Origin of the sequence: Campylobacter sp. RM9331, assembly GCF_020137685.1 — a bacterium.
Taxonomy (GTDB): Bacteria; Campylobacterota; Campylobacteria; order Campylobacterales; family Campylobacteraceae; genus Campylobacter_E.
In genome coordinates, this window is sequence record NZ_JACGBA010000003.1 from 120,441 (window position 1) to 136,393 (window position 15,953).

Annotated in this window: 17 protein-coding genes and 1 tRNA gene; 11 read left to right on the forward strand and 7 right to left on the reverse strand. The window is 28.9% G+C overall.

The genetic code is table 11. From position 1 onward, the window contains the following. Positions 1 to 18 precede the first annotated feature (18 nt). From lysS to AVBRAN9331_RS02440, 6 genes are read left to right on the forward strand one after another with little or no spacing between them, the layout of a single operon-like run. Positions 19 to 1,503 (forward strand): lysine--tRNA ligase, encoded by a 1,485-nt coding sequence (gene lysS / locus AVBRAN9331_RS02415; protein ID WP_214116207.1) that lies wholly within the window; start codon positions 19 to 21, stop codon positions 1,501 to 1,503. A 57-nt stretch (positions 1,504 to 1,560) separates the two neighbouring features. Then, positions 1,561 to 2,796: a serine hydroxymethyltransferase gene (glyA, locus tag AVBRAN9331_RS02420; protein WP_336612327.1), complete on the forward strand. Its 1,236-nt coding sequence runs from the start codon at positions 1,561 to 1,563 to the stop codon at positions 2,794 to 2,796. Then, on the forward strand, positions 2,790 to 3,335 hold the full coding sequence (locus tag AVBRAN9331_RS02425; protein WP_214116202.1) for a DUF1882 domain-containing protein: 546 nt from the start codon (positions 2,790 to 2,792) through the stop codon (positions 3,333 to 3,335). The genes glyA and AVBRAN9331_RS02425 overlap by 7 nt, the downstream gene beginning before the upstream one ends. A gap of 10 nt (positions 3,336 to 3,345) precedes the next feature. After that, the gene (locus AVBRAN9331_RS02430) at positions 3,346 to 4,140 is read left to right on the forward strand and encodes an SPOR domain-containing protein (RefSeq protein WP_336612328.1); all 795 of its coding nucleotides are present in this window, start codon (positions 3,346 to 3,348) and stop codon (positions 4,138 to 4,140) included. Continuing rightward, positions 4,130 to 4,891 carry a shikimate dehydrogenase gene (locus AVBRAN9331_RS02435; protein WP_336612329.1) on the forward strand — a complete coding sequence of 254 codons (762 nt, stop codon included), beginning with the start codon at positions 4,130 to 4,132 and terminating at the stop codon, positions 4,889 to 4,891. The genes AVBRAN9331_RS02430 and AVBRAN9331_RS02435 overlap by 11 nt, the downstream gene beginning before the upstream one ends. Continuing rightward, the gene (locus AVBRAN9331_RS02440) at positions 4,866 to 5,237 is read left to right on the forward strand and encodes a YraN family protein (protein WP_214119971.1); all 372 of its coding nucleotides are present in this window, start codon (positions 4,866 to 4,868) and stop codon (positions 5,235 to 5,237) included. Before AVBRAN9331_RS02435 ends, AVBRAN9331_RS02440 begins: the two co-directional genes overlap by 26 nt. A 28-nt stretch (positions 5,238 to 5,265) precedes the next feature. Here the strand turns inward: AVBRAN9331_RS02440 and AVBRAN9331_RS02445 are convergent, their stop codons facing one another. Both AVBRAN9331_RS02445 and AVBRAN9331_RS02450 read right to left on the reverse strand, forming a co-directional pair. After that, positions 5,266 to 6,039 (reverse strand): 3'-5' exonuclease, encoded by a 774-nt coding sequence (locus AVBRAN9331_RS02445; RefSeq protein ID WP_336612334.1) that lies wholly within the window; start codon positions 6,037 to 6,039, stop codon positions 5,266 to 5,268. Positions 6,040 to 6,104: 65 nt separating this feature from the next. Then, positions 6,105 to 6,509, reverse strand: coding sequence for an acyl-CoA thioesterase (locus AVBRAN9331_RS02450; RefSeq protein ID WP_214116195.1), 405 nt, complete (start codon positions 6,507 to 6,509; stop codon positions 6,105 to 6,107). A gap of 197 nt (positions 6,510 to 6,706) precedes the next feature. Between AVBRAN9331_RS02450 and AVBRAN9331_RS02455 the strand changes: the two genes are divergently transcribed. The 3 genes from AVBRAN9331_RS02455 (at position 6,707) to AVBRAN9331_RS02465 (ending at position 9,597) form a co-directional block, all read left to right on the forward strand. After that, positions 6,707 to 6,781 (forward strand) — tRNA-Glu (locus AVBRAN9331_RS02455). A 92-nt stretch (positions 6,782 to 6,873) separates the two neighbouring features. Then, positions 6,874 to 8,076, forward strand: coding sequence for a uracil-xanthine permease family protein (locus AVBRAN9331_RS02460; RefSeq protein ID WP_336609293.1), 1,203 nt, complete (start codon positions 6,874 to 6,876; stop codon positions 8,074 to 8,076). A 165-nt stretch (positions 8,077 to 8,241) separates the two neighbouring features. After that, entirely contained in the window at positions 8,242 to 9,597 is a 1,356-nt protein-coding gene (locus AVBRAN9331_RS02465; protein ID WP_336608623.1) for a CitMHS family transporter, read from the forward strand. Positions 9,598 to 9,617: 20 nt separating this feature from the next. Here AVBRAN9331_RS02465 and AVBRAN9331_RS02470 read toward each other — a convergent pair whose 3' ends face one another. From AVBRAN9331_RS02470 to AVBRAN9331_RS02490, 5 genes are all read right to left on the reverse strand, one after another. Further along, positions 9,618 to 10,430 (reverse strand): HpcH/HpaI aldolase/citrate lyase family protein, encoded by an 813-nt coding sequence (locus AVBRAN9331_RS02470; protein WP_214116190.1) that lies wholly within the window; start codon positions 10,428 to 10,430, stop codon positions 9,618 to 9,620. Then, positions 10,420 to 11,613: a CaiB/BaiF CoA transferase family protein gene (locus tag AVBRAN9331_RS02475; protein ID WP_214119967.1), complete on the reverse strand. Its 1,194-nt coding sequence runs from the start codon at positions 11,611 to 11,613 to the stop codon at positions 10,420 to 10,422. Before AVBRAN9331_RS02475 ends, AVBRAN9331_RS02470 begins: the two co-directional genes overlap by 11 nt. A 10-nt stretch (positions 11,614 to 11,623) precedes the next feature. Then, positions 11,624 to 12,454: a hypothetical protein gene (locus tag AVBRAN9331_RS02480; protein WP_336612330.1), complete on the reverse strand. Its 831-nt coding sequence runs from the start codon at positions 12,452 to 12,454 to the stop codon at positions 11,624 to 11,626. Between the two features lie 18 nt (positions 12,455 to 12,472). Next, a complete protein-coding gene (locus AVBRAN9331_RS02485; RefSeq protein ID WP_214116450.1) occupies positions 12,473 to 13,762 on the reverse strand; it encodes an SLC13 family permease in 1,290 nt (429 codons plus the stop codon). 244 nt (positions 13,763 to 14,006) lie between these two features. After that, the gene (locus AVBRAN9331_RS02490; protein ID WP_214116183.1) at positions 14,007 to 14,315 is read right to left on the reverse strand and encodes an SEL1-like repeat protein; all 309 of its coding nucleotides are present in this window, start codon (positions 14,313 to 14,315) and stop codon (positions 14,007 to 14,009) included. A gap of 94 nt (positions 14,316 to 14,409) precedes the next feature. On the opposite strand from AVBRAN9331_RS02490, the gene glyQ reads away from it, so the two are divergent. Continuing rightward, on the forward strand, positions 14,410 to 15,261 hold the full coding sequence (glyQ, locus tag AVBRAN9331_RS02495) for a glycine--tRNA ligase subunit alpha (protein ID WP_214116180.1): 852 nt from the start codon (positions 14,410 to 14,412) through the stop codon (positions 15,259 to 15,261). A 204-nt stretch (positions 15,262 to 15,465) separates the two neighbouring features. Continuing rightward, positions 15,466 to 15,953: biotin carboxylase N-terminal domain-containing protein (locus AVBRAN9331_RS02500; protein ID WP_336612331.1), on the forward strand; the 488-nt coding region annotated here is incomplete at its 3' end.

Sequence of the window (15,953 nt, forward strand, 5' to 3'; positions counted from 1 at the left end):
ATAAAGAAAGGTAAAAATATGTTTGAAAACCCACTAGAACAGCAAAAAATTAGTAAAGCTAACGAGCTAAGGTCTTTAGGTATTAATCCTTATTCTCATTTTGTAACAAAACCAATGAGTATAAAAGAATTTAAAGATAAATATGATTTCATAAATGAACTTGAAGAAAAAAAAGCAGAAGAAATCTGTGAATTAATCGGTAGAATTAAATTTATGCGTGATGGTGGGAAAGCCGTTTTTGCGAACATTGAAGACTTTAGTGGCTCAATTCAGATTTATTTTAATAAAAGCACAATTGATGAAACTTGGTTTGATAATATTAAAAAACTCATAGAAGTAGGCGATATTATCAAAGTTCGTGGTTATGCTTTCGTAACAAAAAAAGGCGAATTTAGTATTCATGTAGATAAATTAGATTTAGTTACTAAAAGTATTTGCGTATTACCTGAAAAATTTCACGGCTTAGTGGATATGGAAAGCCGCTATAGACAAAGATATCTTGATATGATTATGAATGCTGAAATTAGACAAGATTTTGTTAATAGAAGTAAGATTGTTTCATTTGTTAGAAGATATTTTGAAAATCTAGGATTTTTAGAAGTTGAAACTCCTATGATGCACGAAATTGCAGGCGGAGCTAACGCAAGACCATTCATTACTCATCATAATACTTTAGGTGTTGATAGATTTTTAAGAATTGCACCTGAACTTTACTTAAAACGCTTAATAGTTGGTGGTTTTGAAGCTGTATTTGAATTAAATCGTTGCTTTAGAAACGAAGGAATGGATCTTACTCACAATCCTGAATTTAGCACGATTGAGTTTTATTGGGCTTATCATAATTATAAGGATTTAATGAATTTAACTGAAGATTTATTAAGCAAATTAATAGCTCACTTAGGACTTAGCACTACTATTACATACGATGATAAGCAAATAGATTTTAGCACTCCATTTGCAAAAATTCCATATAAAGATGCCTTAGTTCAAATAGGTGGTATTGATGCTGCTATAGTAAATGATAAAGCTGCAATTTTAAAGAAATTAAAGGCTGATGGATTTGAAGCAAATGAAAAATTAGATTTAGGACATTTACAAGCAGAATTATTTGATAATTATGTAGAAGATAAACTTATAAATCCTACATTTATTACGGATTTTCCAGTATCAATTAGTCCATTAAGTAGAAGAAGTGATGAAAATCCTGAAATAGCTGAGAGATTTGAATTGTTTATAGCTGGAAAAGAACTAGCAAATGGATTTAACGAATTAAATGACCCACTTGATCAATACGAAAGATTTTTGGCTCAAGTAGAAGCTAAAAAAGCTGGAAATGACGAAGCATGCGAAATGGATGAAGATTTCGTAAATGCGTTAGGGTTTGGTATGGCACCAACTGCAGGTGAGGGCATAGGAATTGATAGACTTGTTATGATGCTAACTAACAAAAAATCAATCAAAGATGTAATATTATTCCCTGCTATGCGTCCTAAAAAGGATTGATAATTTCAATTTGTGAATGATTACTAGCGAGAATTTATATAAAAAAAAGGGGTTAAGATGATATTTGATACAGAAATTAATGAAATTATAAAAGAAGAATTTAAAAGACAAAATGAGAATTTAGAAATGATTGCTAGTGAGAATTTCACTTTTCCTGAAGTTATGATGGCTACAGGTAGTATTCTTACAAATAAATACGCAGAAGGCTATCCATCAAAAAGATATTATGGTGGTTGTGAAATCGTTGATAAAGCAGAAGTTTTAGCAATTGAGCGTTGTAAAAAATTATTTAATTGTAATTACGCAAATGTTCAACCCCATTCAGGCTCACAAGCAAATCAAGGTGCATACGCAGCATTATTAAATCCAGGAGATATTATTTTAGGAATGGATTTAAGTGCAGGTGGGCATTTAACTCACGGCTCAAAGGTAAATGCAAGTGGCAAAGTATATACTAGCTATAGCTATGGAGTAGATGAAAATGGTTATTTAAATTATGATGAAATTGAAAAAATTGCCCTAGAAGTAAAACCAAAATTAATAGTTTGTGGTGCTAGTGCTTATGCTAGAATAATTGATTTTAAAAGATTTCGTAAAATTGCTGATAAAGTAGGAGCATTTTTATTAGCTGATATTGCACATATTGCTGGTCTTGTAGTAGCTAATCTTCACCCAAGTCCATTTCCACACGCTCACATAGTAACTTCAACAACTCATAAAACTCTAAGAGGGCCAAGAGGTGGGATAATAATGACTAATGATGAAGAACTTGCAAAAAAAATAAATTCAGCAATCTTTCCTAACCTTCAAGGTGGTCCATTAATGCATATTATTGCAGCAAAAGCAGTTGGATTTAAATATAATCTTGATGAAAGTTGGAAAACATACGCTAATCAAGTTATAAAAAATTGCAAGGTATTAGCCGATGAATTGCTAAAAGAAGGATTTAAATTAGTAAGTGGTGGAACTGACAATCACTTGTTGTTAATGGATTTTAGTGATTGTGAATTTAGCGGAAAAGATGCTCAAATAGCATTAGAAAAAGCAGGTATTACAGCTAATAAAAATAGCGTTCCTAACGAAAAGCGTTCTCCTTTTATTACAAGTGGATTAAGACTTGGCACTGCTGCACTTAGTGCTCGTGGTATGAAAGAAGAAGAAATGAAAATAATAGCACAGACAATAAGCCTAGTGCTAAAGAATTTAAATAACGATGAAATTATAAAAAAAGCAAAAGAAACTACGCTAAAATTAAGCGAAAATTTCCCATTATATAAGGACTTAAAATGTTAACAAGCAATGAATTAGCCTTAATTAAAATGATTAATTCACATTATTTTATAAAAAGAGATACTATAGTAAGCAAAATTGAGCATAAAGGTAGAACTTTTTTTAATAAGTATGAAAGAGTTAATGAGTTTTTATCTCCAAGCTTAATAAGAGAACATTCAGAAGGTAAAATAACAATAGCTCACAATTTAATAAATGCACAAGATAAAGTAGAAAATATAGTATTTGACTACAATGGTTTTAATACTGAAAAATTTTGGCATAGAGCTCAATTATTATTAAGAGAAGAAGGTTTTATTAATTTCACAGCTTATAAAAGCAAAACGCCAGGTCATCTTCATTTATATATTCACAAAGGTCATACTGCATTTGCCGAAGGTTGTGGATTAGCTAATAAACTAAGTGCAATGTTGGCTCAAAAAATGCCCGTTGAATGGAGAGTATTTCCAACACTTGATATGCCTAAGGAATACAATATTTTAGCATTACCTTATGAAATTTATCAAAAAGAGCGTGGGGCATCTTGGTCAAAACATATGTAAAGGATTGAAAATGCAAGAACACAATAAATTTGAAGATTTAGTTTTAGAAAGTAACAACAAAAAGAATAAACAAAAACAAATGTTATTTAAGATAATTATAGGCATAATAGTTTTTCTAATTGCCTTGATTATATATAAATTAATAAGCAATGGAGATAGTCAAAAAAGCCCATTACCACCGATAGAACCTAATGCTACATTTGAACAAAAAGCTCAAGATAATGAAGTTTTTGAGAATTTAAAAAGTGAAAATGATGGTTTTAGTGATGATTTTACATCTTTAGAAGAAAGATTAAAAAAAGAAAATAATATAGTAGAACCAGAACCTAAAAAATCTCAAGAAGTTCAAAATGTTGTAAAAGAATTAGCAAAAGCAAATCAACAACCTACGCCAGCACTTGAAACTCCTAAAGAAGAAGTAAAACCTACTGTAGTTGAAGAGAAAAAGCCTGTGGTTGTAGAAGAGAAAAAACAAGCTACTCAAACAACAAAACAAGAAAACTCAGTATTTGATACATTAAATGTTAAAAAACCAGTTGCTCAACAAGAAAAACCAGTAAATAAAGCACCTACTACAAGTGATAATGGAAGCTATATTCAAGTATATGCAGGTAAAAATATTGACCTAAAATCACACGAAATTAAAAAACTAGATACGCTAGGATTACAATATAAAGTAGTTACTGATAATAAAGGTATGAGTAGAGTAATTGTAGGACCTTATTCAAATTCTGATAAAGCAAATGCCTTAAAATTTGTAAGAGATAATGTGAAAAAAGACGCATTTTATTATCATGCAAAATAATATTTACGGAGTGATAGGAAATCCTATCGCTCACTCAAAATCTCCTATAATTCATAATCTATGGTATGAAAAATTAAATATAAATGCTAATTATGAGAAAATTTTAGTAGAAAATCCAAATGATTTAAAAAACACAATTTTAAAATATAAAGGTGTTAATGTAACTTTACCTTATAAAGAAGAAGTTGCAATACTAGCAAATTATAAAGATGAAGGCGTTATAAACACAAAAGCAGCAAATACTATAATAAATGATAATGGAACTTTAAAAGCTTATAATACTGACATATTTGGATTTTATGAACCTATAAAAAATTACAAAATAAACAATGCCTTAATAATAGGAGCTGGTGGGGCTGCTAGGGCTGTTTATTATTCTTTAGCAAAAAATAATATAAAAACTAAAGTAATTAATAGAAGTAAAAAAGATGATTTTTTATGCGAAGTTTATACTATATTAGATGAATTTGAATTTGATTTAATTATAAACTCAACAAGCGCAAGTTTAAAAAATCTACTACCTTTAGAAGAAAATCTTTTAGAAAAACTAGCAAAAAATACAAAAATTGCTTATGATTTAGCATATAATCACGATATATTTTTAGATTTTTGTAAGTTAAAAAATCCAAATATTATTACTCAAGATGGACTTGATATGCTTATTTTTCAAGCAGCCCTTGCTTTTGAATACTTTTGTGGAATTTATCCTAACGAAGATTTAATAAATGAAGCAAGAGAACTTATTAAATAAGAGCATAAAAGGACTAAAGTCATATATTTTTGGCTATGAAAACGAACAAAAAGCTAAAAAATACTTAGAAAAAAATAATTTTAAAATAATTAAAACAAATTATAAAACCAAATTTGGAGAAATTGACATAATCGCTTTAAAGGATAAAACCTTGCATTTTATTGAAGTAAAGTCAAGCAAAAATTATGAAAGCGAATATTATTTAACACCAAAAAAATTAGAAAGAATTATAAAATCTATTTATATTTTTAATCAACATTATGAAGATTACAATAATTTAAATTATTGCATAGATTTAATAGCAATAAACGATAATAACATTAATTATATAGAAAATATAACATAGAAAAAATGATAATTTGAGATTTAAATTCTCAAATTAATCCTAAAAATTTATTGATAGAATATTTTAAATCTTCATCATCTAAATTATTCATAGCCCACAACAAATATCCATTATCAACAGCTCTAACCTCATCAAAACTTTTGCCCTTGTATTTTCCAAAGCTAAATTTAGTGCTAATTAATGGGGCTTTTGTAATTTCGTGCAATTCTTCATAATTTTTATGTTTTAATAATTCATCTAATAATAATTTCATAACCAAAACATCGCCTATCGCATCATGAGCTTTTATAATTATTCCTAATTTTTGTGCCTCTTCTTGCTCAATTTTATAAAGCCCTAAAAAATATCTTAAATATTGCAATCTGTGATGATTAAAGTCAGGAAAAATAGCCTTAGCGCACTTATAAGTATCAATTAATTTAAAATTATTTTGAAAGCCTTCTTTTTCTAACATTTCTAAATCAAACTTAATATTATGAGCTATTAAGTAATTTTCGTTTGAATTAAGCTCATTTAGCATTTTTGAAAATTTCGTTTCACTAAATTTTGGCTTATTAATAAGCATTTCAGGGGTTATGTTATGAACTTCCATAGCTTCAAAAGAAATATTTACTTCGCTACTGCATAATTCATCAAATACTAAAACTTTTCTTTCTTGTATATTGTCAAAAATATTTTCAGCATATTCTATTTCATTAAATTCATATTTTTCACTATCAATTACCAAAGCACCTACTTGAATAATCCTATCTAATTCTGTATTTCCTGTAGTTTCTGTATCAAATAAAACATATTTCATAATTATCCTTAAAAGTTTTTTTAATTCTAACAAGTAAGTTTAAAAAGTAGGTTGAATAAAAGGGATTATTAAAATCCCTTGTAGCGTTTTAAATTCTCATCAATTTTGATTTTTTCTCCGTTTTCATCAACATTTACATAAGTTAAAAGCGCACTTGTAACAGGCACACAAACTCCATATAATTTAGGAGTGCAGCGTTCAGCGATAACTTCTACTTGAACTTGTATTGATGTGCTTCCAACTTTTACAATATCAGCATAAAAGCTCACAATATCTCCAACATAAACAGGTTTTTTAAAGGTCATTTGTTCAACTGCGATAGTAACTACTCTACCATTTGCTATTTCTTTAGCTGCAACTGCACCAGCTAAATCTATTTGACTCATTATCCAACCACCAAAAATATTGCCTGCAGGATTTGTATCTTTTGGCATAGCAACTAATCTAAGCCTTGCTTCTTTTAATTCTTTCATATATTCTCCTTATAAAAAATGTAAATATTAAACATAAAAGATTAAAATTGTCGTTTTTAAATTGAAAATTTTCATCAAAATTACAATTTTTTACAAAAATTTTAAAAAAATTGAAAAAATTTTTATAATTTAAGAAAACTTTAAGAATTTTCACATATAATAACGGCTTTTACATCACAAGAAAAAACTTCTTGAAAGGCCCATTCGTCTAGCGGTTAGGACATCGCCCTTTCACGGCGGTAACACGAGTTCGAGTCTCGTATGGGTCACCAATCCTCCTTTATGTTTATTTAATTTAATGAAAAAAATCCTTTTTTACCTTACCCCTGTGAGATAATAACTCAAAATAAAAAAGGATTTTTTTATGATTAAAGACGCGATATCTGGACTTCAGATTTTATTCGTAGCCTTTGGTGCAATGGTATTAGTTCCTTTACTTACTGGACTAAATCCTGCAATGGCTCTTTTAGGTGCTGGGTGCGGAACGATTATTTTTCAAATCATTACGAAATTTAAAGTTCCTATCTATCTTGGCTCATCATTTGCATTCATAACCCCTATAATTTATTCTATGAAAGAATGGGGAATTAATTCAACTATGTTTGCTTTGTTTTGCACAGGATTTGTTTATTTTATCTTTGCTGCAATTATCAAAACAAAAGGTGAAAGTTTTATTAGCAAACTTTTTCCCGCAGTTGTAATTGGCCCTGTAATCATCGTAATAGGTCTTAGCGTTGCTGTAAGTGCAGCTGGAATGGCTATGGGTATGAGTGGTTCAACTCAAGTAATTGATAAAGATATAGCTTTAATGCTTTCTACTTTTTCATTCTTAATTACTATTGTAATTGCTATTTTTGGCTCAAAAATGTTTAAATTAGTTCCTATTTTAATAGGTGCTATTTGTGGATATATTTTAGCCTTTATTTTAGGCTATGTTGATACTAGTGCAATTAAAGCTGCACCTTGGTTTGCAATCCCACATTTTGAAACACCTAGCATTAATTTTAGTGCAGCAATTTTTATGATACCTGTTGCAATTGCTCCTGTAATTGAGCATATTGGTGCAGTTATGGCAATAGGTGCAGTAACTAAAAAAGATTACACAAAAGACCCAGGTCTTCATAGAACTTTAAGCGGAGATGGTGTTGGAGTTTGTGTTGCAGGTTTAATAGGTGGTCCTCCAGTTACAACTTATTCAGAAGTTACAGGTGCAATAATGATTACAAAAAACGCACAAGTTAAAATTATGACTTGGGCTGCAATATTTGCAATATTACTTGCATTTGTGGGTAAATTTAATGCCATTTTACAATCAATTCCATTGCCTGTAATGGGTGGAGTTATGATACTTTTATTTGGAACAATTGCTAGTCTTGGGATTAAAACCTTAGTTGATGCTAAAATAGATTTAACTAATAATAAAAACCTAGTAATTATTAGTTCTACTTTGATTGTAGGTGTTGGCGGTCTTAGTGCTAGTTTTGGAAGCGTTTCATTTTCAGGAGTTGGACTTAGTGCCTTACTTGCAATTATTCTAAATCTAATCTTACCTAATAAACAAGATTAATTATTAATTCAAATTCTTTTTAGAATTTGAATTATTATTTTTTAATTTTTTCTTAAATTCTAAAATTTGTTACGAAACTTAACACTTTTTAAAAAAATTATCCATTTTCAATTATTTCAAATTGTAACTTTGTTAAAATCTAACATTTTTTTATGGAGGTTAAAAATGGATTTATTTTTATCACTTACAGGCTTTATTGGGCTTGGATTTATCGTATGGCTACTCTTAAAAGATAAAACCACTCCTGCGATAGCATTTATTTTAGTTAGCTTTGTAGTTGCTGCAATGCTTATGATAATGGATTATTGTGGGTTAGAAGTCGGAAAAGCTTTAGGGGTTAAAGGAGATGTTTTAAACTTTAAAGCAATGAAAGGTTTTATAAAAGATGGTGTAAAAACCGTTAGCGATACAGCAGCTTTATTTGTATTTTCTATTCTTTTTTTTAGTGTGCTTAGTGCTAGTGGATTTTTTAATAAAATTATTAATTTCTTACTTAGCAAAGTTACACCAAATGTATTTGTAATCACAATTCTTACTTCACTTATGGCAATGTTTGTTCATCTTGATGGTAGTGGAGCAGCTACATTTTTAATAGTTATTCCAGCTATGCTTCCAATTTATGAAAGACTTGGAATGAGAAAATCATCACTTTTATTAATTTGTGCTAGTGCAATGGGTGTTATGAATGTTCTTCCTTGGGGAGGTCCAACTCTAAGAGCTGCAACGGTTATTAAAGCTGACGCGAATGATTTATGGCATCAATTAATCCCTATGCAAGTTTTAGGTCTTGTTTTAGCACTAGCTTTAGCTATTTTTATCGGTTATCAAGAAAAAAGGCGTGGTGCTGGCGGTAATCTTGAAGGAATTAAACTTGAAATTGAAAAAAGCGAATTTCAAAACGATAAATTTTTCTTAGTAAATGTATTTTTACTAATAGCTGTTATTGCTGCTTTAGTAATTAATGTATTACCTTCTTATGTTTGCTTTATGATAGGTTTTGCAATTGCGTTGCCACTAAATTATCCTAATTTAAAAATAGCTAAAAAAGTTTTAGATAAAGCAAGTGGTGGAGCAATAATGATGTATATTACTTTAATTGGTGCAGGAATTTTAATCGGTGTATTTGATAAAAGTGGAATTATGAATAAAATGGGAGCTTCAATTCTAACTCTAGTGCCTAATGAATATGGTAATTTAATTCCTTTAGTAGTAGGCTTGCTTGCTGTTCCTATGGCATTAATCTTTTGCACGGATTCTTATTTTTATGGCGTTATGCCTGTGGTTTTAAGCGTTACAAATGCTTTTGGAATTGACCCAATGAATCTTGCTATTATTATGGTTTTAGCTAGAAATTGTGCTACATTTATAAGCCCTGTTGTTCCTGCTACATTGCTTGGATGTGGTCTTGCTGATGTATCTATAAAAGAACATATTAAACGCTCATTCTTTTATATTTGGGCAATTAGTATTATTTGCTTGATTTTTGGATATATTGCAGGAATAATCCCACACTTATTTTAATATCTCTCCTAAGAGAGATATTAGATATTTGCTAGTATATTTTGAGCTTTCTTAATTACTGGCAAATCTATCATATTGCCTTTATAATTAAATACAATATCATCAGTATTTTTTGCCAATTCTACTATTTCTTTAGCCCATAGAATTTGTTCTTTAGTAGGACTAAATACTTGATTGATTATTGGAATTTGATTTGGATGAATGCTTAAAGACCCGCCAAAACCCATAGAAGATACAAATTCTAATTCAGATTTTAAACCAATTTCATCTTTAATATCAGGATATACTCCATTAATTGGTGGTAATAATTTATATTTTGCACTTTTTATCACTATTTGATTTCTTATGTGATTTAATAAATTTTCTCTTCCGCTGCCTTCTTTTAATCCTAATTCTAAAGAAATATCTAAAGCACCAAAACTTAATAATTTAATTAATTTTGAACTTGCAATATCATCTAAATTATCAACGCCCAAAGCACTTTCAATAATTGGAATTATTATTAAATCTTTAAAATCTTTAAATAATTCAAATTCTTTTGAACTCTCACTCTTAGGCAATACAATTGCATATAATTTTTTCATTTTATTTAATTCATCTAATAATTTCATATCATCATTAAAATATTCACTCTTAGTATCATTAATTCTTATAAAAAAATTAGCATCTGTATTGTTTGCAAATTCTAAAATATTAGCCCTGCCTTTATCTTTTTGATTAGGGCTAATTGAATCTTCTAAATCAATAATAATATAATCAGCTCCGCTATTTAAAGCCTTATTAAATCTATCATTTTTAATTGATGGAACAAACAAAAAACTCTTAGTTTTCATCTCTTACCTTTATTATGTTTTTTGATTGTAGTTGAGAAATCTCATCTTTAAATCCAAATTCTTTTAAGATTTTATGAGTATGTTCTCCTAACGCTGGGATTTTATCCATTCTAGGCTCATAATTATTATTTGTAGCCGGTGGCAATAATGCTGGGATTTTACCTACTTCAGTATCAACTTCTCTCCATCTATTTCTACTTTTTAATTGAGAGTGATTCCACACATCTTTTAATTCATTTACATTACCATTTGCAATTTTTGCTTTTTCTAATCTATCCACAACATCTTTTGCTGTTAGATTTTTAAATTTATTTTCTATTATTTCTTTAATCTTTTGTGCGTTTTTTGTTCTTAATGTGTTATTTTTAAATTCTTCATCATTAATTAAGCTTTCATCTTCTAATACAATCTTACAAAAATTACTCCATTCTCTTTCATTTTGAAGACCAAACATAACAACATTACCATCACCAGCCTTATAAGGACCATAAGGAGTAATACTAGCGTGAAAAGCACCTTTTTTAATAGGCGGATTAGCACCCTTATAAGTATAATATATTGGATACCCCATCCATTCAGCCATACATTCTAACATTGATATTTCTATTCTTGAGCCTTTATTTGTTTTCTCAAGATATAAAAGAGCTTGTAAAATCCCACTATAAGCATACATTCCAGCAGATATATCAGCTATACTAATTGGCACTTTTACACACTCATCACCATTTCCTGTTATAGATACTAAGCCACTTTCTGATTGAATTAATAAATCATAAGCTTTTTTGTGTTCGTATTCTCCACCTTCTCCATAGCCAGAAATATCACAAACAATCATTTTTGGATTATATTTAATTAAATTTTCATAATCTAATCCTAGTCTTTTTGCAGCCCCAAATGCTAGATTTTGAACGAAAATATCCACCTTAGGTAAAATTGATTTTATTATTTTCATACCTTCTTCGGTTTTTAAATCAATAGCTAAACTCTCCTTGCTTCTATTAGTCCATACAAAATGACTTGCAAGTCCATCTACTCTAGTATCATATCCTCTTGCCAAATCCCCTACATCAGGGCGTTCTATCTTAATAACTCTAGCACCTAAATCAGCTAATTGTCTAGTGCAAAATGGTGCTGCTATTGCTTGTTCTATACTTAATACTAATTTTCCTTCTAATGGCAACATTTTTTCTCCTTTATTTATAATTTATAATGCCTTGATGAGCTATAAAGCCATCTTTATTTATCCACACATTTGCTTCGTTTTCACTAATTATTTTTGACTCAACGCAAAAACTACTAGGAGTGCAAACTGCGTGTAATCCTCTATAACTATATTTTGTGATTTTTTTATCTTTATGATTTTTTGCAAAACAACTAATCATCTTAGTAGCTAATAAAGGTCCGTGAATTACTAAGCCGCTATATCCTTCAACCATAGTAGCGTAAGGATAATCATAATGAATTTTATGCCCATTAAAAGTAAGTGCTGAATATCTAAATAATAAAGTAGAATCAGGGCAAAAACTTTCAGAAAAATCAGCTTCACTTACAGGTTTATTGCTAGTTAATTTTGGTGGAGTTGGCTCTTTATAAACTATATCTTGTTCTTCAACAATTTTTAAATCTTCATCTTGATAATATTTATGCTCTAAAGTAACAAAAATTAATTTTCCTGTATTTCCAACTTTTTCTTGAATATCTTTTATAGTAGTAATTTTAGTAGCGATTTTGCCTATAATCAACGCTGAATTAAAAGTAAATCTACCACCAGCCCACATACGATTAACATTTCCAAAACTAGGTAAAAAACTATCATCGCTTCCACCTAATTTAGGGTGTCCGTCTTTGCCTAATTTATCTTTACTTAAAGCCTTATTAAAAAAGCACCATTGCCATAAATAAGGTAATTCATCACCTAATTTTAAATCTTTATAATCAAGTGTTGCGACTATTTTTTCAACTTGAGTAAGACTTATTTCTTCTTTTATAATTTCTTGTTTGCCTATATAATTTTTAAATTCCATAATTTTCCCTTTCATAAATTAATTAATAACACCTAAAAACAATAACAAAAACCCAAATAACACAAGCAAAATAGGTAATATTAATAACCTAATAAATAAATATTTTCTTTCTTGCTCATCTTGTGTCCCTGCTAAAACCAATGCTCCACCTGATGAAAAACTTGAATACCCCGTAAATGTTGCAAATGTTGCGATAATAGAAAATGCCAAAGATGGCTCTAATACGCTAAGACTTGGAACAATAGGAAAAAATGTCGGCATTACAACGCCCATACTAGAAGCAAATGCACTCATTGAAGAAGATAAAACGCCTAATAAATAATATATCCAGCTACTATCATTGCCACCTTGAGCACTTAAAAAATTGCTTATTATTTGCATAGCACCAGTAGATTTTCCAAGTGCTATTAGCATAGTTAATGCACCAATCATAAAAATTAAATTCCAAGGTATATTTTTAAAAGCTTGTGTTTCATCTCCTATCTTAAATACAATAGCTAAAATAATTCCTAAGAATGAAACAAAAGTAGGATTAAAAAATATAGTCATTTTACTCATCAATAAATTTTCAGGTTGAAAAGATAAATAAATTGATGGAACCATAACCAAAGAAAATACAAATGTAACTATTAAAATCGTTTTAATTTGTATAGAATTTAGTTTTTCAGGTTTATCAATATTTGATGAATATACAACCTTATACCCCTTTAATAACACATATCCTAAAATAAAAATTAAAGTATGTGCTATAAACATATTTTTTCCAAGATTTAATTGCATAATTGCTGATTGTTCAGGTGTAAAACCTAAATTCTCAATTAGATTATAAGTAACCCTACCACCTAAAGTAAAAGGATTAAATCCCCCAGCACAAGAACCTGAATAAATTATAATAGCAGCTAAAATTTTATTCATTTTAATCTTATTAGCTATGTATAAAACTAATGGGCTCATAAAGGCAAATCCAGCATAATGTCCTGGTCCAATACCGACAAAAATTACAACAACAATATACAAAACAATAGGAATACTCCAAGGATAGTTTCTTACCCCATAAACTGCTTTTGAAGCTAGATTATTTAAAGTTCCATTATTTATGACAAAGCCATAAAAATATGTAATAGAAACTAAGATAAAAAATAAATCAAGCCCCCATAATTTTACAATTTCACTAGGTTTTAAGCCATAAATATAAGCAGCAATAAAGCATAAAACAATTGCAAAAATACCAATATTTGCTTTAAATAAATAGCCTAAAACTATTGACAATAATAAAAAAAATAAAATGATTAAGTTAATTTGTTCAATCATAAATCCTCCTTGCTTAAATACTATAAGAAAAGAAAATCATTAAGATTAATATAAGAATAAAATATAATAAAAATAAAAATCATTGTTACAATTTTACACAATTAATAATAATTTTTATCCTTTAATATATTTTCTTAAAAAATTATAATTATTTTATTAATTTGATATTTTGATTTTTTATTTAATTGAAAGAATTTATTTAAAAGAATTTAAAACTAACTCGTTTTAAATTCTTAAAAGGTTATTTTTTTAATTCGTTAGCTTTATCGCAACCAATTGCTAAACCAAAAGAACAAGCTAATTGATAGTAATAACCTGCTGCTTGAATGTTTTGAGAAGTTGAAGTGCCTTGTAATAAAACATTTGCAATATTTAAACAAGAGCTTGCATTTTTGTTAGTAATGCAGTTAGTTTGTTCGTCTTTTAAGCTAGGATTTAAAGCAGTTTGTAAAGCAAGATTCATTAAATTGCTTTTTACAACTTCATTTTCTTGACTAACACAAGCACTAAAAACAAATAAAGAACTTGTAATTAAAATTAATTTTTTCATATAATCTCCTTAAAAAATCGCTAATTATATGCAAAATAACATAAATTTATATTAATTTTGTATGATAAATAAAATTTATTTTAAAGGCTTTTAAATGACATTTTCAGAAATTATTTTAAACTTACAAAAGTATTGGTGTGAGCAAGGTTGTGCTTTAATTCAGCCTTATGATTTTCCTGCAGGTGCAGGGACTTTTCATCCACAAACATTCTTAAAATCACTTGGAACAAAACCACATAATGTTTGTTATGTTGCTCCATCTCGCCGTCCAACTGATGGAAGATACGGAGAAAATCCAAATCGTTTAGGTGCTTATTATCAATTTCAAGTATTAATGAAACCAAGTCCAGCAAATATTCAAGATTTATATTTAAATAGCTTAAAAGTTTTAGGAATTGATTTAAATAAACACGATGTAAGATTTATAGAAGATAACTGGGAAAGCCCATCTTTAGGAGCTTGGGGGCTTGGCTGGGAAGTATGGCTTGATGGAATGGAAGTTACTCAATTTACTTATTTTCAACAAGTTGGTGGATTTTCTTGTGATTTAATTAGTGCAGAGATTACTTACGGACTTGAACGCTTAGCAATGTATATTCAAGATATTGATAATGTTTATGATATTAATTGGGGCGGTGGGCTAACTTATGCTGATGTTCATAAGCAAGGTGAGTTTGAATACTCTAAGTTTAATTTTGAATTAGCAAATGCTTCAAGACTTAAAGAAATGTTTGATATTTCATATAATGAAGCAAGAAGTGTGCTTGATAGTGGTTATTCACTACCTGCGTATGATTATTGTCTAATGTGCGCGCATTTATTTAATACCCTTGATGCTAGGGGTGCAATTAGCGTTACTCAAAGACAAGATTTTATGCTAAAAATAAGAGAACTTAGCAAAGATTGTGCTAGTGTGTATTTAAAAAGCCAAGAGAATTTAAAATAAATTATAATTTGCTTATTTTGGTTTATATTGATTTTTCAATATAAACCAAGTAAAAATATTAAAATCAAATTCCATAAACTAAAAAATTGAATATTTAATTTTGTTACTTTTAGTAACAAATAAATGGTTAAAACAAAAGCAAACTCATCTTTTTCAATCTAAAATATTAAAATAAAATCACTATTTAAAATTAGGAGTTTAAAGGTGATTAGTAAGGTTTTAATAGCAAATAGGGGAGAAATTGCTGTTCGTATCATAAGAGCTTGTAGGGATTTGCATATTCAAAGTGTAGCTATCTATACAAAGCCTGATGAAAATTGTCTGCATGTAAAAATCGCAAGTGAAGCAAAATGTATAGGTGAAGATGCCATTAAGGGCTATTTAGACGCAAAAATAATAATCCAAACTGCAAAAGAATGTGGTGCTGATGCAATCCATCCTGGATATGGATTTTTAAGTGAAAATTATGAATTCGCAAAAATGGTAGAAGATGCAGGATTAATTTTCGTTGGACCAAAATCTCAAGTTATTAAAAATATGGGAAATAAAAATATAGCAAGAGAATTAATGCAACAAAACGGCATTCCAGTAGTTCCAGGAACAAAAGTATTAAATGAATGCAAAGAAGAAGAAATAAAAGAATTTGCCAAAAAAATTGGCTATCCTGTAATATTAAAAGCTAGTGGCGGTGG